This window comes from Coleofasciculaceae cyanobacterium, from assembly GCA_036703275.1.
Lineage (GTDB): Bacteria > Cyanobacteriota > Cyanobacteriia > Cyanobacteriales > Xenococcaceae > Waterburya.
The window spans coordinates 257,025-278,251 of sequence record DATNPK010000028.1 but is presented as its reverse complement, the minus strand read 5'-3'; the positions used below and the strand labels follow the sequence as shown (position 1 = coordinate 278,251).

Sequence of the window (21,227 nt, the reverse complement as noted above, 5' to 3'; positions counted from 1 at the left end):
ACTTAAAGTAGCTATAACTTCTCTGACCAAACATTGAGCATTGAGCATTAAACATTGAACAAGTTATTAATAAATGTTTAATGCGCTCAGGATATGACCAATAATCTACAGTCGATCTTCTCTTTCATCATCTAGCTGTCTTTCATAAGTTTCCTGAAGATTTTGCTGTCTGGTTTTGCGAGAAGTACGCCGATATTTTTTAATTTGTAACTTTGGTTCGTATTGACTCTTACCCGAACGCTTGACCTTGAGCTTAAGGCTAGATTCTTCATCTGGCTGCTGCTGCGATGCTGCTTGACGCGCGATCGCTTTGTCTAAAAAATCCAGATAATACTCATATCTTTCCCAATCTCCTCGAACAACGCAATTTGGCTCATCTCGGTGCAGACAATTACTAAACTGACAGATTCCTTGCTTTAATCTAGCTCTGGCTTCAGGAAAATAATGCGCTAAATTACTGGGAAGACAGTCCAGCTCAGGCTGATTGAATCCTGGGCTATCGGCTAACAAACCGCCCCCAGGAAGCTCAAATAACTCTACATGGCGCGTAGTATGGCGACCCCGTTGCAGCTTGCCCGATACTTTACCCACTCGTAACTTAACGGTCGGAATTAAAGCATCAATTAAGCTGGATTTACCAACTCCACTTGGTCCTGCTACTACGGTAATTTTTCCCTTGAGGCGAGACAACAATGGTTCGATGCCTAATTGCTGTTCGACGCTAATATAGCTAGCATCATATCCCCACTGCTGAAGACGTTGCTGCCACCACTGCTGTTGTGCTGCCTCGATTAGATCGCACTTATTAAGACATAAACAAAGTTGTAGAGCCGTAGATTCGGCCTTAACCAAAAAGCGACTCAGTTGCCAGGGATCTAAAGTAGGTTCTTCTAAAGCAAATACCAGCAAAATTAACTCAGCATTAGCCACAGGTGGTCGCTGTAGCTCGGTAGTACGATTAGAAACTTCGGCAATTGCTCCTCGAGCATCAAGCCAATCTGGTTCTACCACTAAAACGCGATCGCCGACCATTACCTTTTGTCCAATTTTTTTGAGCCGAGTACGACGAGTACAAAGCAAAAACTGGGTGGCGAAGTTGCCTACCAGCTTGACCCGATAAAAGTTAGCCTGAACCGCAACTACCGTTCCCCAGATTGGCACATCAGATTTGCGATCATTAGGGCGATCGCTATTTAGTTTTCGAGCAATTAAATCCCAATCACTCACGACACTAGAGGACGACGAACTAACATCGCAAAGAAATCCTGGCGTTCATCCAACGCCTCTAGCTGATAGCCTTCGATTTTTAAGCTATCGGGAACTTGTTCGATTGGTTCGCCAGGATCGAGCCAAACTTCTAATAAAGCGCCAGGGGACATTTGCTCGAGACGAAGCTTAGTTCTCACAAAATTAATCGGACAAGGTGTACCGCGTAAATCTAGATAAGCATCTGCACGATCTGAGGTATAACTATCCGTACCTTTTAGGGGCTCAGAGTTCATTTCTGAAACAAACCTCCCAAGAATCCTTCTTTGCTGCCTTTTCCTGTTGTTTCGCCTCTAACGGTAGCTAGCTTTTCTAATAATTCTCTCTCTTCTGAATTAACTTTAGTAGGAATATTGATCTTAACCGTAATCAAATGATTTCCTCGGCTGACAGGATTACCCAACCTAGGTACGCCTTTGTTTTCTAAGGTAAGCACTGTATTAGGCTGAGTACCCGCGGGAATAGTTAGCTCTTCCTTCCCATCAACTGTATTAACCTGCAAATTACAGCCTAAAATAGCTTGTAAATAGCTAACCGTAATTTCCGATCTAATGTTAATCCCTTCTCTGATAAATTCTCGATCAGATTCGACAAACAAATAAACATATAAATCTCCAGGCGTACCGCTGCGAACTCCAGCATCTCCTTCTCCAGAGACTCTCAGACGAGTACCATTATCTACTCCAGGCGGAATCGTAATTTTGAGTTTTTTAGTTTCTTGCTGACGACCTGCGCCATGACAAGTCCCGCATTTTTCCTCAATTACCTGCCCAGTACCATTACAGGTCGTACAGGCTGATACCTGGGCGAAACTACCAAAAGGAGTACGAGTAGCGCGACGTACCTGACCACTACCGCTACAGGTTCCGCAGGTTTTAACTCCAGTGCCTGGTTTAGCCCCCGTACCGTTGCAGGTTTCGCAAGATTCGAGGTGGGGAATTTTAATTTGCTTTTCGCCACCAAAAACCGCCTCTCGAAAATCCAGCTTTAAATCTAAGCGTAAATCGTCTCCTCTAACTGGCCCGTTGCGACGGCGAGATTGGCCTTGACTGGTGCCAACGCCTCCACCAAATCCGCTAAAAATAGTTTCAAATATATCGGCGAAACCGCCCATATCGTTATAATCGAATCCTGATGCTCCTGCTGCACCACCTACACCAGCTTCGCCAAAGCGATCGTATCTAGCGCGAGTTTCTGGTTCAGAAAGAACTTCGTATGCACGATTAATTTCTTTAAACTTTTCCTCTGCTCCTGGTTCCTTGTTGACATCGGGATGATATTGACGTGCCATACGGCGATAAGCACGCTTTAGTTCATCTTTATCTACATCGCGGGATACGCCCAGGATTTGATAGTAGTCCCCTGCCATAAAATCTTAATTAATTCCTATGTTTTATTGATTGTACTTTAACAAAATCAGAACCAGTAAATATAGTACGGTTACTACTAAGAGCTAATTTTTTTAGTTTGGCTAAATTTTAGGGCTATGGCGAAAATTAACATCATACGGCAGAGCCAGTGTGACTAGTTAATCGACTGATTCATAATCGTCAAAAGACGTATCGTCATTTTGCCCCAAATCATTACCGCTTTCGACCTGAGCATTATTTGATAGGCTAACCACTGCTTTAATAGTACTATTGCTGTCTCCAGCTAAATCATCGTCATCAAAATCGTCAAAGGCAAAAGAATTATTTGATTCGGAATTTTTTTGTTGATAGACTTCCGTACCAATTGCCAGCAACGTTTGACGCAGACCATCTAAAATATCGCCAATTTCTTTAATGGTAGTGTGGGGATTATTGCAGGCTATGTTAAACTCTTCTTTAATTCGGGCGATTTGTGCTTTATGCTCATCACGAATTAAATTCCCTTGTTCACTAACAGTTGAATCATAATTATAAATTAAATTTTCAGCTTGGTTTTTCAATTTAACCAGTTCAATGTTACGGCGATCTTGTTCGGCATAGTTATCTGCTTCTTGGCGCATCTTCTCAACTTCGCTAGAGCTTAAACCTCCAGTGTTGCTAATAGTGATACTTTGCTGTTTTGCAGTACCTTTATCTTGAGCATAAACCTGTAAAATTCCGTTGACGTCGATTTCAAACGCCACTTCAATTTGAGGCATTCCTCTAGGGGCTACAGGAATTCCAGTCAGCAAGAATTTGCCCAGACTTTTGTTGTCTTTTGCCATAGCTCTTTCGCCTTGAAGAGCGTGAATTTCTACAGTTGTTTGTCCATCAGCAGCAGTAGAAAAAGGCTGCGATTTGCTGGTAGGTACAGTGGTATTTTTTTCAATGATTTTAGTGAAGACTCCACCCAGAGTTTCAATACCCAGAGACAGAGGCGTAATGTCTAACAGCAAAACGTCTTCTACTTCACCACCCAGTACTCCTGCTTGGATAGCAGCACCAGCGGCTACAGCTTCATCTGGGTTAACCGAGCGATCGATTTGCATTCCATCAAAGATAGTTTTAATCGCTGCCTGAACTGCGGGAATGCGCGTCGAACCTCCTACTAAGATGATGCGGTCTATTTCGTTTGGCTTCAAGTCAGAGTCTTTTAAGGCTAGCCTCACAGGATCTAAAGTTTTTTGAATTAAATTCTTTGCTAGTTCTTCAAACTTAGCTCGGCTTAATTCGAGTTCAATATGTTTGGGTCCAGTTTCATCAGCGGTAATAAACGGCAGGTTAATGGAAGTTGTAGGAGCGACAGAAAGCTCTATTTTGGCTTTTTCCGCAGCTTCGCGCATTCTCTGGAGTGCCATTTTATCTGTTCTGAGATCGATTTCTTCTTGAGCATAAAAAGTTTTGATCATCCAGCGTACAATAACGTTATCAAAGTCATCTCCGCCCAAATGATTGTTACCAGCCGTAGCTTTGACCTCAAAAACCCCATTGCCTAACTGCAACACAGATACATCAAAAGTACCGCCTCCCAGGTCAAAAACTAGAATATGCTCTTCTTTGTCTTGTTTATCCAAACCATAAGCTAAGGCAGCAGCAGTGGGTTCATTGACAATGCGCAATACCTCTAGCCCAGCAATCGTACCTGCATCTTTCGTTGCCTGTCTTTGAGCATCGGTAAAATATGCTGGAACAGTGATGACCACTTCGGTTACTGCTTCGCCCAGAAAGCTTTCGGCATCAGCCTTCAGCTTTTGCAAAATCATGGCAGAAATCTCTTGGGGAGTATACTGACGATTTTTAATTTGAACATCGACAGTATCATCCCGACCTGGAATACATTTATAGGGAGTGCGCGATCGCTCTTGTTCTGTGTCCTCCCAACGGCGACCAATAAAGCGTTTGATGCTGTGAATAGTATTTTGGGCGTTAGTGACCGATTGTCTTTTTGCCAATTGACCTACTAAACGAGTATTATCCTTAGCAAATGCCACCATACTGGGAGTTGTCCGCGCACCTTCTGAGTTGGCAATGATTATGGGCTTTCCCCCTTCAAGCACAGCAACACAACTGTTGGTAGTTCCCAGGTCAATACCGATAACTTTTGCCATAGTGCTTAGGCAGTAACTTTCATTTTTGTATAAATTATCAAGAAGTTGACAACGAAACTTATGGTAATATTCGGCATACCGTCATGCCTAATCAGTACTTCATAGACCTAAAACTTTAATCAGCTTCGGACCATAGAATTACTTAATCATCATTTTCTTCGTTTTCTGTCTTTTTCTCTTCCGAAGTTATCACAGGTTCTTGAGGAACAGCAACTTTAACCATAGCATGACGCAAAATTATATCTCCCAACACATATCCTCGTATAAGCTGCTCCATAACCGTTCCTTCGGGATATTCACTGGTTGGCTGCCGCAACATTGCTTCGTGATAATTGGGATCGAATTCTTGCCCTTCAGGACGCATTGCCGATACCCCCATCTTTTTAAGGCACTCGACCAAAGTTTTATATACTCCCTGATAGCTGGAATGAATTGCTTTTTCTCCGTCGCTGTCAGGTTTGAGTTGGGTTCTAGCTCGCTCAAAGTTGTCGATCACCGGCAATAATTCGGTAATCACATTTTTTTTAACCTGTAGTTCCAGGTTTTCTTTTTCTTTAACAGTTCGACGACGAAAATTTTCAAAATCCGCAGCCAATCTAGCATACTGTGCTTTGGATAAGTCTGCCTGCTGGCTTTTTTCATCTAAAAGCTGTTTAAGATTGGCATTTTCTTGCTGAAACGCAGCAAAGATTGCTTCATTCTCTTCGGAAGCTTGACTGTCTGCTTCTGTTTCTGTCTTGATTTGTGTAGCTTGCTCTGTTTCTAAAATCGACTCTGGCACAGAATTATTATTGTCTGCTGAATTATCAACAACAATAACTTCGGGATTTTCGGAAATGATTTCTGGTTGTTTCTGCTCTTCATTCATAGGAATGTTTGTCTCTCCACGTACAAAATATAGGATATTGCATTCTTTAGAAGAATTAACAATTTTTATTAAGACTTAGCTCATCAAAACTGTCTGGTCAATGACTAGGCGATCGCAAAGCAAACCCTATAGATAGTTTTCTTTTAAAGTCATCATAAGATATTTTCTGGTTAACTTTGTTCGGTTGCCAGCCAGAGATCATCTGGTTGCGAAGTATTACCAGTTATCGCAGATGGCAATCTGCGGGAGCTTACTCTGCAAAAGACTCAGCCACTTCTTTGCTCAACCTAATTTTTTGCTACCTAAGTAAGAAATCATAATTTAGTCAACTAACTTTTAGCTCAAAGGTTTAGTTTAGTTTCGTGGAAATTTTAATCGAACTTTGGGGAACACTAGTTAGCATGACCGAGATATTTTTACTGATTTATGGCTTACTCCTCTTCTAATAAAACTCGGGCGATCGCCCTACGTAATAACTTATCCCCTTTTGGTAACCAATTGGTACAAAAAGGGTTTATTGACGGTGACCAAATGCAGAAGGCTTTGGCACAGAGTCGCAAAACGGGATGCTCTTTAGTAGAAATATTAGAATCGACCACGGGAAAACAGCTTCCGCCAGATTTACTGCGTCAGTATAAAAAACATCATTTATTTGAGCTGAAAGTTCTTTTCGGTGTAGAATCAGTCGATCCCGAAATAGAAACGGATAAATTTAGCGATAACCAGATGGGGGAATTAATTAACTCCCTAATTCCTTTAGATATTTGCCGTCGTTACCGCCTGATTCCTCTACAAAAAAAAGAGGGTGAAAAACCTGTCTTGGTCGTAGCCATGGTTGATCCAGATAACCTGGAAGCCCAAGACGATCTTAATCGTATTCTGCGACCCAAAGGTATTACGGTTGAAAGGCAGGTTATTACTCAATCTGACTATCAAGAGCTAATCGATCGGTTTTTAGACGAGCAGGTCAAACAAGAAACTGTTAAAAAACAAGAAGTTAATGTCGATGTTTCCTTAGAACTAGACAATTTTGATTTTAATTTAGAAGATTCAGATGACGAACTAGCTGATGACTTGGGTGCAGCAAATGAAGCTCAAGCAGCACCAATTATTACTCTGGTTAATAAAATTTTAGCCAAAGCTTTACAGGATGGTGTTTCTGATATCCACGTTGAACCTCAAGAAGAAGGCTTGAAAATACGTTATCGCAAAGATAGTGTATTACAGCAACCTTTTGATCGGATGCCGAAAAAGATTATTCCTGCTGTAATTGCTCGTTTCAAGATTATGGCAGAGCTGGATATTGCCGAAAAGCGGTTGCCCCAAGATGGCAAAATCCGTCGTATGTTCCAGGGAAGAAAGGTGGACTTTCGAGTTAATACTCTGCCTAGCCGCTATGGAGAAAAAGTAGTCTTGCGGATTCTTGACAATTCAGCAACTCAGCTAGGTTTAGATAAGTTAATTTCTCACGAGCCTACTCTAGAAATAGTTCGAGATATGGCAAGACGTCCTTTTGGAATCATTCTGGTTACAGGACCTACGGGGTCAGGTAAATCTACCAGTCTTTATTCAGTATTAGCTGAAAGAAACAGTCCTGATATTAATATTTGTACTGCCGAAGACCCGATTGAATACTCCCTCGATGGTATTACTCAAGTACAGGTAATTCGTGAGAAGGGAATGGACTTTGCCTCGATCCTGCGGGCTTTCTTGAGACAAGATCCTGACGTAATCCTCGTAGGTGAAACTAGAGACTCAGAAACGGCAAAAACAGCGATTGAAGCTGCCTTAACTGGTCACTTAGTCTTAACTACCCTGCATACCAATGATGCTGCTGGGGCGATCGCCCGTTTGGATGAAATGGGTGTTGAGCCGTTTATGATTTCGGGAGCATTGCTAGGAGTTTTAGCTCAAAGATTAATGCGCAAAGTTTGCAGCGAATGTCGTATTGCTTATAATCCCACCCACGAAGAGTTAGCTAGATTCGGTTTATCAGCTGCGATAGAAGAGGAAGTGATCTTTTACAAAGCTCATAAGTTAGATGTGGAACAGCTTTCCCAGGCAAAAGCGAATAGGAGTCTTTGTCCAAAATGTAATGGTGATGGCTATAAAGGGCGAGTCGGGGTATACGAGGTGATGCGAAATTCGGAAAGACTACAGACTTTAATTAACGAAGGAGCAAATACCGATCGCATCAAAGAAGCTGCTGTAGAAGAAGGCATGATTACAATCCTGGCATACAGTCTAAATCTGGTTAAAGAAGGTCATACCACCCTAGAAGAGGTTGAACGAGTAACCTTTACCGACTCAGGCTTGGAATCAGAATTGAAGGCTAAACGCAAAAGTGGTTTAACCTGTCGTACCTGTAGCGCGGAGTTGCAGCCCGAATGGTTGGATTGTCCCTACTGTATGACTCCCCGTTTTAGTTAGAAAAGCCATAGCCTAACTTATTGACACTTAATTTAAACAATTTAAGAAAATTTTTGCGAAGAATAGATTATGGATTTAATGATCGAAGACATGATGGAACAACTGGTAGAAATGGGTGGCTCTGATATGCATATCCAGGCTGGCGCACCAATATATTTTCGCATCAGCGGTAAATTGACACCAATTGGGGATGAGCTGACTCCTCAAGAGTGCCAAAGATTAATCTTCAGTATGCTCAATAACAACCAAAGAAAGGAATTGGAGCAGCACTGGGAGCTAGATTGTTCTTACGGGGTAAAAGGTTTAGCTCGGTTTAGAGTCAATGTTTATAAAGAGCGAGGATGTTATGCTGCTTGTTTGCGGGCGTTATCTTCTAAAATTCCTAACTTCGATCAGTTAGGTCTGCCTGATGTAATCAGAAGAACCACCGAACGACCACGAGGTCTTGTCTTGGTAACAGGACCTACAGGTTCTGGTAAAACTACAACCTTAGCAGCGATGCTAGATTTAATCAATCGCAGCCGTGGCGAACATATCCTGACGGTAGAAGACCCAATTGAATATGTCTTCGATAACGTCAAGAGTTTATTTCATCAACGGCAAAAAGGAGAAGATACCAAAAGCTTTGCTAATGCTCTAAAAGCAGCGCTGCGCGAAGATCCCGATATTATCTTGGTGGGAGAAATGCGGGATTTAGAGACAATTTCTTTGGCCATCTCGGCAGCAGAAACAGGTCACTTAGTATTTGGTACTCTGCATACCAATTCCGCTTCAGGAACAGTAGATCGAATAATTGACGTTTTTCCCGCAGGTCAACAGGCGCAAATTAGAGCCATGTTATCTAACTCTTTAATAGCCGTCTTTAGTCAAACCTTAGTGAAAAAGAAAAATCCCAAACCTGGAGAGTTTGGACGGATTATGGCGCAGGAAATCATGATTGTCACTCCGGCGATCGCCAATTTAATCCGCGAGGGTAAAGCAGCTCAGGTATACTCAGCAATTCAAACGGGGGCAAAAATGGAGATGCAGACTATGGAACAGGCTTTGGCAGATTTGATTAAAAAAGGCTTTGTCAGTATAGAAGAGGGATTAGCTAAAAGTTCTCGCCCCGATGAACTACAGCGTCTGACAGGTGCTGCTGCTGGCATGGGTATGATGACCAATGCCAAAAATGCCCAACGTCATTAATTACTATTCAACCTAACTATTTTGTATTACTAACTTAGCTATTAGTTTATCTATGTCTATATTCGTAGCAAAAGTCAAAGACAATTCAGGTAAAATCTTTAAAGAAAAAATTGAAGCTGCTTCTGCTGAACAAGCTCGTCTGGTGCTAAAAAACAGATATGTAGCCGTCGGTAAGGTTAACAAGTCTAGTTTTGAAATTGACCTATCCGCTTTAGAAATGGCTTTAGCTAAAGTCACGGTTAAAGACAAAGCTATATTTTCCCGCCAGTTTTCGGTCATGGTTAATGCAGGAGTGGCAATTGTTCGAGCCTTGGGCATATTGGCAGACCAAGCACCTAATGTAAAGCTTAAAAAAGCTCTCTTAGGCATTAGTGCGAAGGTGCAACAAGGTATAAGCTTATCAGAGTCGATGCAAGACTACCCTGAATGTTTTAATAACCTCTATGTTGCTATGGTTGAAGCTGGTGAAACTGGAGGGGTTCTAGACGAAGTACTGATGCGACTGTCTAAACTGCTCGAAGACATGGCAAAGTTACAGAATCAAATCAAATCAGCTATGGCTTATCCCGTAACAGTAGGGATTTTTGCGGTCATTGCCTTTTTGGGGATGACGATCTTTTTGATTCCCGTATTCGGCGCAATTTTTGAAGGATTAGGCGCGGAATTACCTTTGCTGACTCGCGTCATGCTGGGTATCAGTGATATCCTTCGTAGTTGGAAAATACTAATTCCGATTGGGGTATTTTCTGTACTTAGCTTTGTAATCCGTAATTATTACAAAACGCCCATGGGTCGTCTACAAATTGATGGCTTTCTGTTGAAGATGCCCTTGTTTGGGGACTTAAACGAAAAAATTGCAGTAGCTCGCTTTTGCCGCATCTTTGGTACTTTAACTCGTTCTGGTGTTCCCGTATTGCAGTGTTTTGATATCGTCTGCGATACTATTGGGAATCAGGTACTGGTTAATGCTGTACAGGCTGCTAAAGCCGATATTCAACAGGGTGGCATGATTTCTCTGGCAATTCAAAAAGAAAATGTCTTTCCTGCCTTAGCCATTCAAATGATTAGTATTGGGGAAGAAACTGGAGAACTCGACGGCATGATGGAGAAAGTGGCTGATTTTTACGAAGACGAAGTGGAACAGTCGGTTAAAGCTCTTACTAGTATGATCGAGCCAATTATGATGGTTGGTATTGCGGTGATGGTGGGTACGATTTTACTGTCGATGTATTTACCAATGTTCTCGATCTTCGATCAGTTAGGTTAATTTTGTGGGGTGACTATGCCTTGCGTACTTTGAAAATTTCATGATATTTGTTAAAAAATCTGACTATGAAACTTTACTATCGCAATTCAGTACTCGTAGCGGGGCGATCGCTTTGCTGAAGCAACATCGCCCTTATCTCGAAGCATTACCCAGTATTCGCCGACCAGAACAGAGTCTAATTACAATTCCTCTTCCCGTAGTTCGTATTCGCCGACCAGAATTAACCTTGAACCATCCTCTACAGCTTAAAACCCCTCGCGTTGCTACTTCTTTGCCCTGCGATTTGGGAATTTTGATGTGCGATCCAGAGTGGAAAATTAAAATGGGTACAGAGATTATTGTTTTTATCCATCGTCCAGAAGAAGATTTTTCCGATCTGGTCGATCGCTGGCGACAAACCCAGGTTTATCTAGACCAAGATTATGAATGGTTAATGCCGCCTAATGAACAGCACATGATTAGCGAGGCAGCTGAGGAGATCAAGCCACTGTTTGTCGTGTTTGAAGCAACAAGCGATCGCATTAAACAAGGTTTGGCTGGGGCTGGATTTCCCTATATTGTGCAATCTCTCAATTCTGCTGCGGAATCTGAAATTAGCGACACGATCTCTAATTTAGATTAAAGCTTGATTTTTGCAACACAGTGTCAAAATTTTTGATAAAACAATCGCTAAAACAAATCGAAGAGTAAAGAAAACTTCCTTTACTCCCCAAACTTATCTACTTCTCTGTCTTTGAAACTAATGTTTCAAATCATACTGTAGAAATTTAGTGTGGATAATTATTCTTTACGAGTATTAGCATCTGCACGAGGTTGAATTACTCCATAACCACCGTGATTGCGACTATAGATTACGTTAATTTCGTCGGTTTCGCTATTATGAAACATATAAAAATCGTGGTCGATCAGCTGAAGCTGCTCTAAAGCTTCCTGAGTAGTCATGGGTGACATAGTAAAGTATTTGGTTCTAACTACTTCTACAGGCAACTCGGGAGCGCGATCGCTATTTAGCTCCTTAATTTCGACTACATCTTCACTTTCGGCTATTTCTTCTTGACGTGTATGCACATGGGCATTCTTGGCTAAATGCTTTTCTTTGTATTTGCGCAACTGTCGTGCAATTTTATCTGCCACCATATCGATACTTGCATAGAGATTTTCGCTACCTTCCTGAGCGCGAATTACCGTCCCATTGGCAAACACTGTTACTTCAGCCTTATGTTTTCTTTCGATCCGAGAGTTGCGAGCTACAGATAAATGAACATCTACTTTCCCAGTTATATTTTGGAAATGTTTGACTGCTTTTTCTAATTTCTGTTCTACGTAATCATGAATAGATTCTGTGACTGCAATGTTATTTCCTTGGATCAAAAGCTTCATATTCGCTACTCCATAATATACAGTTTAAAAGCCAATAAAAGTAGATACGGCACTGCTATGAAATTGTAGTAAAATACACAAATCTCTTAACTTAAAAAAGTTTGCTTTTATTTAAGAATAATTGGTAGCAATCATTACTTTTTTTAACCTAAAGTAATGCACTTTAAATTAAATATTTTTAAAGACTATGATCGACGTTTATAGTCTCTAATTATTTGTTTAGCAAAAGTTACGGTACTCTCCAAATATTCTTTTCTCAAGCAATTACCAAAGATTAATTGAGTTATTCAATCGAAATCTGCTTGGTTTAGATTTTAATCTGATAAACTTATATCTTTGCATTTGAGATAGTTTGCTGTTTGGTTTATCTTTCTGCAATTCCTGACAAGCAATGCTTTTTTTTTAATAGCTTTATAACTAAAATATTAACACTTTGTATCTTGCATAACATCAAAACACCCGTTTTTTTCATGTTATGTTACATTGATTGACATTTATTAAAATAGGCGAGCAATATGCCACAAAATAACAAAATTTGTCTATTAGATAATCAAGCAATAGTTGAATATACTCAAGCCTGGTCGTATCAGCGATCGCTTGTAGCCAAAAAAATAAATGATTCTAGACTAGATGATGTTTTGATTCTCTTAGAGCATCCTCCTGTTTACACATTAGGAACAGGTTCGACTGTGGATTTTCTTAAGTTCGATCCACAAACTAGCGAATTCGAGATTCATCGTATTGAACGGGGCGGGGAAGTAACATATCATTGTCCTGGTCAATTAGTAGGCTATCCAATTATGAATCTGCGCTACTATCGGCAAGACTTACATTGGTATTTAAGACAATTAGAAGCGGTCATCATTAATACTGTAGCCAACTATGGTTTAAAGGCCTATCGTGTTCCTAAATTAACTGGTGTTTGGCTAGAAGGAAAAAAAATTGCGGCTATTGGCATTAAAGTTCGTCGTTGGATTACAATGCACGGATTTGCTGTAAACGTATGTCCTGACATGAGTGGATTTGAGCAGATAGTTCCCTGCGGTATCGCCGATAAGCCAGTAGCAAGTTTGGCAGAATTTATTCCTAATATTACCGTAGCAAAAATCCGAGTTGACGTAGCGAAAGCTTTCTCTGAAGTATTTCAAGTAGAATTGGTCGAAACAGTCCAATGAGCAAGACGATTATCAATATTTGTTATCTTTAATGAATCAAACATCTCTCAAATCAATCAATAACTATCATTGGCAAAATATCCGTCTAATCGCCACAGACATGGATGGTACCTTAACCCAAACTGAGAAGTTTGACTCTAAGTTATTTCAGATATTAACTAAATTGTCGACTGCGGGAATAGATGTATTAATTACTACAGGGCGTTCAGCAGGATGGGTGCAAGCGATCGCAACTTATTTACCTGTAGTGGGAGCGATCGCCGAAAATGGCGGTTTATTCTATTGGAATCACGATCCTCAGCCGAACTTGATTAGCAAAGGAAATATTGAAGAACACCGCCAGCAGCTAAGCCGAGTATTCCAGATACTCAAAACTAAGTTTCCCCAGATAAAAGAGTCGCCAGATAATCGATTTCGCCTAACCGACTGGACATTTGAAGTAGAAAATTTGAATTTAACTGAATTAGAACAAATCGAGCGTGTTTGTCAGGCTGAAGGCTATGGTTTTACCTACAGTACGATACAGTGTCACATCAAACCAACGTATCAAGACAAAGCTTATGGTTTAAACCAAGTTATCGAGCAATATTTTCGCGATCTAAAACCAACAGAAATATTGACTATCGGTGATAGTCCTAATGATGAATCTCTGTTTAATCAAAAAGAATTTCCTGTTTCAGCGGGAGTAGCTAATGTATTAAGGTATCGAGAGCAATTAAAATATTTGCCTGCCTATGTAACCAACAAACCTGAGGGAGAAGGATTTTGTGAACTAGCAGAACTAATTATCAGACATCGCCAATAAGCCAATAATTAGATTAATTAATCTTATCTTCCTACTGCACCTGAAGCCAAAGCAGGGAATCTAACTAGATAAAAAGGCGGTTGAAAATCATTTTCTCCGTTATTTAACGGTGGAGAATTTTGTAATTGACTGACAGTAACATAAACATAATCATCGGGACTAAACGCCATGCCATCAGTCCAGTTTAGTAACTTGTCATCTTGATAAAGAGTTCGATATGCACCAGTGCGATCGACAACGCCGATCGCATTATCGGTAATGGAAGTAATATAGACATTACCTGCATTATCTACGGTAATACCATCGCAAATTGGCTTGTCGCCATAGCGTTCAACTCTGCTAGCCAGTTGCGATCGAGAAAGAGATTCATCTAATAAATCTTCAGTAGAAATACGATATAAAGATCTGCCACTCATGGGTGCATAGTAAACCCATTCATTGTTTGGATCGACGGTAATCGGGTTGGCACCGACTTTGGCAGGTTTTCCTTGCATATTGATTACACGTTCGTTAATTATCAGGGGAATATCTTCGGGACGAGTTGAGATGTCCCCTTCTAATACCCGACGAGAGAATCCTGTATTGAGATCGACTACGATTAAGGCAGAATTATTGCCGCTAGCAGTATCGGTAACATAAATCGCATTGTGGTCAAGATCCACAGCTAAATCGTTCAAAAATGAATTGTCGGCAATGATTGGCTGTGGTAGATAGATAATCTGATACAGTTGCTCATTTTCCGTATCCCAGCCGACAATCTTACCTGATTGTCCTTCTCCTGAACTGTTATCGAGCATCCAGACTACACCCTCTCGATCTGAACGAAGTCCCAAAACTGTATTTAGACCAACTCCGTTTTGATTAGGCTGACTACTCCAGGCTCGATCGGGAAAAGGTACAACACTTTCATCTAGTACTTCTACTACCCGTAAAGGCGCACCATAAAATTGATGCTGACTCATAATTAATCTGCCTTCTGGTGTGATGGCAATATTACCTGGGGGATGTTCAGCTGGAAATTCAGCCACAATCTCAAGTTCATCGATTTGGGCAGCTACAGGATGATGAATAGAAGATAATAAAACAGCAATAATCGCCACAGACACTAAATAAGCCCAGAAACTCTGTATGCGTCGAATTAAATAACTTCTATAGTCGATCATATTGAAGTGGCAATACGTTATCAGACGAACATTATGAAGTACTGCTCGTAAGTTTTCGACAGGCTGCTAACAAATCTTGATGTATTTGAGGAGAATTAGCCACGATCGCGCCATCATAACTATAATCTTTGCAGGTGTATAAAGGAGGTAAAGGTAAACCGTCAAACCCAGTTACGATACAGCCGTTTTGTTGCGCCATAAAAGCTAGTGCTGCGCTATCGATTAATTTGCCTCTTTTAGTAATCCAGCCAATTAAATCTCCTGAAAATATGCCATTGTAGTTAGGAAATTGAACAGAAGAGGAATAACAGTTTTCAATATCAATTACTTGATATTTATCTTGTAATGCAGGTTTTAAATGTGCCATTCCCCAGCCAAGCAGTATTGCTTGACGAGGATTAGTTATTTTTAATGGTGTGCAGTCATCTAAATCTTGTGCCAAATTTCCCTGATATACTCCTTGGTTTTTAATGGTGTAGTAGTAACAGTCTTGTGCGGGAGAGAGAGCAATTACTGCTTCATAACTATCAGCATTGAGAATATTTAAAATAATTTGGTAATTATCAAAGCCATCGAGATAGTATTTAGTACCATCAATTGGATCTAAAGTAATTAAATAATTATTTGTGTTTAATTCAGTAGAAGAAAAATATTTAGTATTGCGTGATTGTTCATACTCTTCCCCGTAAAAAGCAAGATCGGGATAAGTTCCTAGTAAAGCCACCTCAATTAAAACTTGAATCGATAAATCTGCATCACTAAGTGCTGCTGCTAAGATGTTATCCCCTGCATCTTTAGCTGGTAAAGAGGTAATCTTGGTTTGAATTTGGTGCGCATAACCCGCAGCTACTCTCAAATGTGGCAGTAACGTCTGGAGTATTTTACGAGGTGAAGGTTGAGAAGACATATAAAACTATATAAAAGTGAGTTTAAGCTGGATTGTTTAGTTGTTTGATTCTAAAATTTTATATTTAAAAACAGGTTAAGTTAATTAATAGTTGCTAGTTTTATTGAAAACTAATTAATTAAAAATATAAACTCTAATGTGGACAGAAATTGCTCAAGCCATAAGCCAGGCGACAGGAGAGAAATTTGCGATCGCCCAGACAAAATCAGTCAACGGTGGCTGTATTAATCAAAGTTATCAAGTAAGCAGCAATAATGCAGAATATTTCGTCAAGCTAAATGATGCTTCTCAGGTAGAGATGTTTGCAGCAGAAGCTTTGGGTTTAAAGCAAATGTATGCTACGCAGACAATTACCGTGCCACAGCCGATCTGTTACGGAACGGCTGCTAATTCTAGCTATATTATCCTCCAATGGCTGGATTTGGGAGGCGGTAATAATAGTCAAAGCTACCAAGAAATGGGTCGTCAGTTAGCAGCAATGCACCGTGAGGGGACAAGTCAACGCTTTGGTTGGGAAGGCAACAACACCATCGGTTCTACTCCTCAGATTAATATCTGGACAGATAGCTGGGCGGATTTTTTTGCCGAACATCGTATCGGTTATCAGTTAAAACTAGCTAAACGTCGCGGGGGAAGTTTTCCTGATACAAATAAAGTAATTAATGCGGTCAGAAATAAACTAGCGGCTAGACAGCCTGAAGCCTCTTTAGTCCATGGCGATTTATGGTCGGGTAATGCTGCGATCGCAACTGATGGTTCACCCGTTATCTTAGATCCTGCTACTTATTATGGCGATCGCGAAACTGATGTTGCCATGACCGAACTGTTCGGCGGTTTTCCGACTGCTTTCTATAATGGCTACAATCAAGTGTGGCAATTAGACAGCGGTTATCAACAACGTAAGAGTATTTATAATCTCTATCACGTTTTAAATCATTTTAATCTCTTTGGTGGTGGATACGCTAATCAAGCTAAAAGAATAATTGGGCAGATAATTTCCTAAAGTCTGACAAGATCGAATCTCTACAGATATATATTCTACTAAGCAAAGAACGCTAAAGAGTTAAAACTTTTTGTTAAGGCGATCGCTTTTTTAATGTGTAGAGATTGAATGGCGAGCGCCTGAATATTAGTTTTTATAAACCTAACCAACCCTTGAGAGACTTATCTAACTTTTGAGCATCAGATTTTTGCAGTTTACCAATAATTTTAATGATTAGGTTTTTCTCAATTGTATAAATGCCTCTTTTTAATGCGCTGGAAACATTTAATCCTGCTGCTTGCCAATCAGCTAAAACAAATTCTCCTGGCAGCAATGAATTAGTTTTGCTGGTGAGGGGAACTATTAGAACATCTTGAGAGGGATGTTTCACATTTACTATAATCGCTGGTCTAATCTTAGAATTAGATAAATCAGAAAAAGGATAGCGAACTAAAATAACATTATTCTTCGAGTAGTTCGGCATAAATATCATCCTCTGAATTATTCCAAACTTTATCTAGAGAGGCTTGACTAGCTTGACCCCAAAATTCAGCTTCATCATCGGATAATACTGTAACTAAAACTCTCGTCCCTTCAGGAAGTTCTAATCCCTCTGATATTTCTATTTTTCCTTGACGAACAGTTGCCATTAATGTTTTTAGCATTCTAAATAGATTCGATCATAATAAATTACAACTACGGTCGCAATTATATTTTATATCGCTTTTTTAATGTGTAGAGATTGAATGGCGATCGCAATTACAAGTAATCTAAAAAAATAATTATCGTTTTCGATAAATTTCTCGGCGATGACCAATTTTAATTATTTCGATTGTTAGTACAAAAGATTTAATATTTAGATAATTCGATAATCTCCAACACGGATACGATAAATAGAGTCGCTAGCGACTAGTTTTTTGCTATCCGATGAGTAAGGATTTTTGGCTAAATTTTCTACAGCTTGCAAAATTCGAGAGATAATTTGCTTGTCTAGTTTTTTTAATTTTTTTTTTGCCGACTTTTTCCACTCAACTTTATATAAGCTGATTTTGTTTTAATTCAGCAAGTAGCTCGGCATGACTAGTCGTCGGCTCATCTCGTCGTTCTGCCACAATCGCTAAATCTTCTGTATCTTCAAGTAATTCTTCAAATTGAGCAATAGTTAAAATTACAGCAGTTTTTCTCCTGCTTGATTAGTTATGTAATTTAAAGCTAAATCCTGAGTATTAATCATGCTTATTATAATTTAGGTCATGAAATTAATTATAGGTTATGTTTTTTTCTATGGCGATCGCTTGTTTTTTGTTGAGAAGTTATTTGGTTTTAATTTCTCGCCAAAAGGTTTATCCCGCTTAGTTTGGGGCTAAGGCGCAAAGAAAGACGCAGAAAGTTTACAGGTTGTTCGCAATGCGAGTAATACCGTTTTTGATGAGATCGGTGTTGAAGTTGATAAGTAAACCCAAGCGTTTGTTGGCCAGACGGAGATAAGTTAATAGTTGTTTTTTATGAACTGGGGCGATATGTTCTACAGATTTTAACTCAATAATCACCAAATCTTCTATAATAAAATCTGCTCTAAAACCCTCTTCCAACTGCATCCCCTCATAAACTACAGGAATAGGTTTCTGTCTCTCAAACCTTAACCCTCGCTTCTGCAACTCATAAGCCATCACCGCCTCATAAACCGACTCCAACAAACCTGCACCCAACCTCGTATGAATACAATACGCAGCATCCACAATTTCCCTTGCAACCTCATTCTCCCTCACAGATAACCCCTTCGCGTTTGTTTCTTTGCGTCTTTGCGTCTTTGCGTGAGACTTAATATTATGTTTTTTGCAGAACAAGATTTACTAACTGACTAACACTCAAGAACAAAATAGTTTCTGACTCTTCATCTGATATTTCTATATCAAATTCGTGTTCGATTCCCATTGCGAGTTCGACTCGTTCAAAATGACCAACAAAACTATCATATCTATCTTCTACACCTAAATCTGTAGTAAGGACAGCATCTAATTCTATTTTCTCTTTATTTATTGCCTCTCCATTTACCTCTAGCCGATCAACAATTACATTTTTAACCCTGTCAAAAACTTCTAAAAACGTTTCTAATTCTTCATATTTATTTATATGAATCCCTGGATTAGTTTCTTTAAATTCTTGTAATTTTTTTTGTTCTTTCTCTTTTCTTTCTTTCTCAATCTGTTTTTGTTCAGCTATTTTCGCTAGTTTTTCCGCTTCCAACTTGGCTTTAATTTTTGCCTCTTCAACTTCTTTTGCTAGCCTTTTAGCCTTCAATTCCTCTCTGATTTTAGCTTCATCGGCTTCTTTTGCTTTTCTAATTCTTTCTTGCTCTTTTCTAATTTTTTCCTTTTCAGCAATTTTTCTCTGTAAAGGCTCAACCTTCAAATTAAGAATATCTCTAATAAAAACAAAATCTATTTGATAGCCACTTTTAGAATATATATCTGTTGCTACTCTCCAGACAACCTCATTACTTTGATAAAGAATTGCACTCAAAGCATTTTCATTACTTTCAGGCAAAAGGCAATCAATACATTGATTAACAGCGTACTCCAAAACTTCAAGTTTATAATCTTCGCTTTCAACAGTCATAAAAAAATTTAAAGAAAATTACCCATACAAAAATAATTCCCTTTTCTTCCAAGACCATATCAAACACAGAACAATCGTTTGCTTCCTTCCCTTACAATTCTAAACACCAAACAAATAACCCCTTCGCGTTTCTTTCTTTGCGGCTTAGCGTCTTTGCGTGAGATAAAAAAAATCCTCCCGACTAAGCAGGAGGATTCAAAAATAACTCAAGCTTCAACTAAGCAGCAACCAATTCCTTCTCGCTCTTAGACAACTCATTCAACAACGCGCTAACATTTTGCTTCGCATCGCCGAATAACATTTGATTATTATCCATATAGAACAAAGGATTATCTACCCCTGCATAACCAATACCCAGACTGCGCTTCATTACCACCACATTTTGAGCTTTCCAAACCTCTACTACGGGCATACCTGCAATGGGGCTAGCAGGATCGTCTAGTGCGCTGGGGTTAACGGTGTCGTTTGCACCAATTACCAAGACAACATCAGTATTAGACAGATCATCGTTAATCTCATCCATTTCTAGCACTATATCGTAAGGGACATTCGCCTCTGCTAATAATACGTTCATGTGTCCAGGCATTCTTCCAGCTACTGGGTGGATACCAAAACGAACTTCTTTACCCTGCTTGCGCAGAATTTTGGTAATGTCGGAAACGGAATGCTGTGCTTGAGCTACCGCCATGCCATAACCAGGTACAATAACCACGCTTTTCGCATCGTTAAGTAGTTCAGCTACTTCTTCAACATTGGTTGCTGTAGCTTCGCCCATAGGCTTAGCTTCGCCAGCAGGTGCAGCACCACTACTACCTTCACCAAAACCGCCCAGGATTACGCTAATAAATGAACGGTTCATGGCTTCACACATGATGTAGCTAAGAATTGCCCCACTGCTACCAACTAATGCACCAGTAACGATCAGTACGTCATTGGAAAGCATAAAGCCAGCAGCAGCAGCAGCCCAACCTGAGTAGCTATTAAGCATAGAGATAACCACAGGCATATCTGCGCCACCGATACCCATGACTAGAAGAAAACCTAGTACACAAGCCAATCCAGTCATAATTAACAGAGGCTGCAAGCCGTCGGCTGGTTGCATGAACTGTACGCCAAGAACTACCGAACCAACTAATAAAGCAATATTTATTAGGTGTCGGGCAGGCAACATAAGTGGTTTGCTACCAAAAGAACCGTTCAATTTACCGAAGGCTACTACAGAACCCGCAAAGGTAACCGCACCAATAAAGATACCAATATAGATTTCTAGTTCATGAATGGTAGCTTCTACACCAGTCAAAGTATTTTCAGGCTGAAGGTAGGTGGCAAAACCAACTAATACCGCAGCTAAACCGACAAAACTATGCAGAATCGCTACAAGTTCGGGCATAGAGGTCATCGCGACTCTAGCAGCGAGAACTGAGCCAATAATAGCCCCAGGAACGATCGCCGCAATCAAAACTCCGTAACCGTTGACCTGGGCGCTGAGGGCAGTAGCGGCAAAGGCGATCGCCATGCCAATAATTCCGAACAAGTTACCCCGACGGGCTGTTTCCTGGTTGGATAATCCCCCCAGGCTGAGGATAAAGAAGGCACTGGCTGCAATATAAGCAACCGCCACAAGATTATTTGTCATATTGATGATGTAATGATTTTTGCG

General features: G+C 40.1%; 20 protein-coding genes. 7 read left to right on the top strand and 13 right to left on the bottom strand.

From position 1 onward, the window contains the following. Nucleotides 1–105: 105 nt before the first annotated feature. The 5 genes from rsgA to grpE form a co-directional block, all read right to left on the bottom strand. Nucleotides 106–1,227 (bottom strand): small ribosomal subunit biogenesis GTPase RsgA, encoded by a 1,122-nt coding sequence (rsgA, locus tag V6C71_08050; GenBank protein HEY9768451.1) that lies wholly within the window; start codon nucleotides 1,225–1,227, stop codon nucleotides 106–108. Continuing rightward, nucleotides 1,224–1,502, bottom strand: a complete 279-nt coding sequence (locus tag V6C71_08045; protein HEY9768450.1) for a sulfurtransferase TusA family protein — start codon at nucleotides 1,500–1,502, stop codon at nucleotides 1,224–1,226. The genes rsgA and V6C71_08045 overlap by 4 nt, the downstream gene beginning before the upstream one ends. Further along, nucleotides 1,499–2,635, bottom strand: coding sequence for a molecular chaperone DnaJ (gene dnaJ / locus V6C71_08040; protein HEY9768449.1), 1,137 nt, complete (start codon nucleotides 2,633–2,635; stop codon nucleotides 1,499–1,501). The genes V6C71_08045 and dnaJ overlap by 4 nt, the downstream gene beginning before the upstream one ends. 159 nt (nucleotides 2,636–2,794) lie before the next feature. Then, nucleotides 2,795–4,783 carry a molecular chaperone DnaK gene (gene dnaK, locus V6C71_08035; GenBank protein HEY9768448.1) on the bottom strand — a complete coding sequence of 663 codons (1,989 nt, stop codon included), beginning with the start codon at nucleotides 4,781–4,783 and terminating at the stop codon, nucleotides 2,795–2,797. Nucleotides 4,784–4,925: 142 nt separating this feature from the next. Then, nucleotides 4,926–5,651, bottom strand: a complete 726-nt coding sequence (gene grpE / locus V6C71_08030; protein HEY9768447.1) for a nucleotide exchange factor GrpE — start codon at nucleotides 5,649–5,651, stop codon at nucleotides 4,926–4,928. A 426-nt stretch (nucleotides 5,652–6,077) separates the two neighbouring features. On the opposite strand from grpE, the gene V6C71_08025 reads away from it, so the two are divergent. The 4 genes from V6C71_08025 to V6C71_08010 all read left to right on the top strand — a co-directional run bounded on the left by V6C71_08025 (nucleotide 6,078) and on the right by V6C71_08010 (nucleotide 11,158). Beyond that, on the top strand, nucleotides 6,078–8,081 hold the full coding sequence (locus V6C71_08025; protein HEY9768446.1) for a GspE/PulE family protein: 2,004 nt from the start codon (nucleotides 6,078–6,080) through the stop codon (nucleotides 8,079–8,081). A gap of 69 nt (nucleotides 8,082–8,150) precedes the next feature. Beyond that, a complete protein-coding gene (locus V6C71_08020; protein HEY9768445.1) occupies nucleotides 8,151–9,269 on the top strand; it encodes a type IV pilus twitching motility protein PilT in 1,119 nt (372 codons plus the stop codon). 52 nt (nucleotides 9,270–9,321) lie between these two features. Beyond that, nucleotides 9,322–10,536: a type II secretion system F family protein gene (locus tag V6C71_08015; GenBank protein HEY9768444.1), complete on the top strand. Its 1,215-nt coding sequence runs from the start codon at nucleotides 9,322–9,324 to the stop codon at nucleotides 10,534–10,536. Nucleotides 10,537–10,576: 40 nt separating this feature from the next. After that, nucleotides 10,577–11,158: a hypothetical protein gene (locus V6C71_08010; protein ID HEY9768443.1), complete on the top strand. Its 582-nt coding sequence runs from the start codon at nucleotides 10,577–10,579 to the stop codon at nucleotides 11,156–11,158. Between the two features lie 158 nt (nucleotides 11,159–11,316). Here V6C71_08010 and raiA read toward each other — a convergent pair whose 3' ends face one another. Next, complete coding sequence (gene raiA, locus V6C71_08005) at nucleotides 11,317–11,916, bottom strand: ribosome-associated translation inhibitor RaiA (GenBank protein HEY9768442.1); 600 nt, start codon at nucleotides 11,914–11,916, stop codon at nucleotides 11,317–11,319. Nucleotides 11,917–12,431: 515 nt separating this feature from the next. Between raiA and lipB the strand changes: the two genes are divergently transcribed. Then, a complete protein-coding gene (lipB, locus tag V6C71_08000; GenBank protein ID HEY9768441.1) occupies nucleotides 12,432–13,091 on the top strand; it encodes a lipoyl(octanoyl) transferase LipB in 660 nt (219 codons plus the stop codon). A gap of 31 nt (nucleotides 13,092–13,122) precedes the next feature. Further along, a complete protein-coding gene (locus V6C71_07995) occupies nucleotides 13,123–13,896 on the top strand; it encodes an HAD-IIB family hydrolase (GenBank protein ID HEY9768440.1) in 774 nt (257 codons plus the stop codon). A 23-nt stretch (nucleotides 13,897–13,919) separates the two neighbouring features. On the opposite strand, the gene V6C71_07990 is transcribed toward V6C71_07995, so the two are convergent. Both V6C71_07990 and V6C71_07985 read right to left on the bottom strand, forming a co-directional pair. Continuing rightward, nucleotides 13,920–15,059 (bottom strand): L-dopachrome tautomerase-related protein, encoded by a 1,140-nt coding sequence (locus V6C71_07990; GenBank protein HEY9768439.1) that lies wholly within the window; start codon nucleotides 15,057–15,059, stop codon nucleotides 13,920–13,922. A 31-nt stretch (nucleotides 15,060–15,090) separates the two neighbouring features. Then, entirely contained in the window at nucleotides 15,091–15,966 is an 876-nt protein-coding gene (locus tag V6C71_07985) for an inositol monophosphatase family protein (protein ID HEY9768438.1), read from the bottom strand. A 136-nt stretch (nucleotides 15,967–16,102) separates the two neighbouring features. Between V6C71_07985 and V6C71_07980 the strand changes: the two genes are divergently transcribed. After that, entirely contained in the window at nucleotides 16,103–16,969 is an 867-nt protein-coding gene (locus V6C71_07980) for a fructosamine kinase family protein (protein ID HEY9768437.1), read from the top strand. A gap of 133 nt (nucleotides 16,970–17,102) precedes the next feature. Here V6C71_07980 and V6C71_07975 read toward each other — a convergent pair whose 3' ends face one another. From V6C71_07975 to pntB, 5 genes are all read right to left on the bottom strand, one after another. Further along, complete coding sequence (locus V6C71_07975) at nucleotides 17,103–17,432, bottom strand: type II toxin-antitoxin system PemK/MazF family toxin (GenBank protein HEY9768436.1); 330 nt, start codon at nucleotides 17,430–17,432, stop codon at nucleotides 17,103–17,105. After that, nucleotides 17,410–17,613, bottom strand: a complete 204-nt coding sequence (locus tag V6C71_07970) for a hypothetical protein (GenBank protein ID HEY9768435.1) — start codon at nucleotides 17,611–17,613, stop codon at nucleotides 17,410–17,412. The genes V6C71_07975 and V6C71_07970 overlap by 23 nt, the downstream gene beginning before the upstream one ends. A 726-nt stretch (nucleotides 17,614–18,339) precedes the next feature. Continuing rightward, on the bottom strand, nucleotides 18,340–18,717 hold the full coding sequence (locus V6C71_07965; GenBank protein HEY9768434.1) for a GxxExxY protein: 378 nt from the start codon (nucleotides 18,715–18,717) through the stop codon (nucleotides 18,340–18,342). Between the two features lie 58 nt (nucleotides 18,718–18,775). Further along, nucleotides 18,776–19,567, bottom strand: a complete 792-nt coding sequence (locus tag V6C71_07960; protein HEY9768433.1) for a hypothetical protein — start codon at nucleotides 19,565–19,567, stop codon at nucleotides 18,776–18,778. 217 nt (nucleotides 19,568–19,784) lie between these two features. Further along, nucleotides 19,785–21,203 carry a Re/Si-specific NAD(P)(+) transhydrogenase subunit beta gene (gene pntB, locus V6C71_07955; protein ID HEY9768432.1) on the bottom strand — a complete coding sequence of 473 codons (1,419 nt, stop codon included), beginning with the start codon at nucleotides 21,201–21,203 and terminating at the stop codon, nucleotides 19,785–19,787. Between the last annotated feature and the right edge of the window lie 24 nt (nucleotides 21,204–21,227).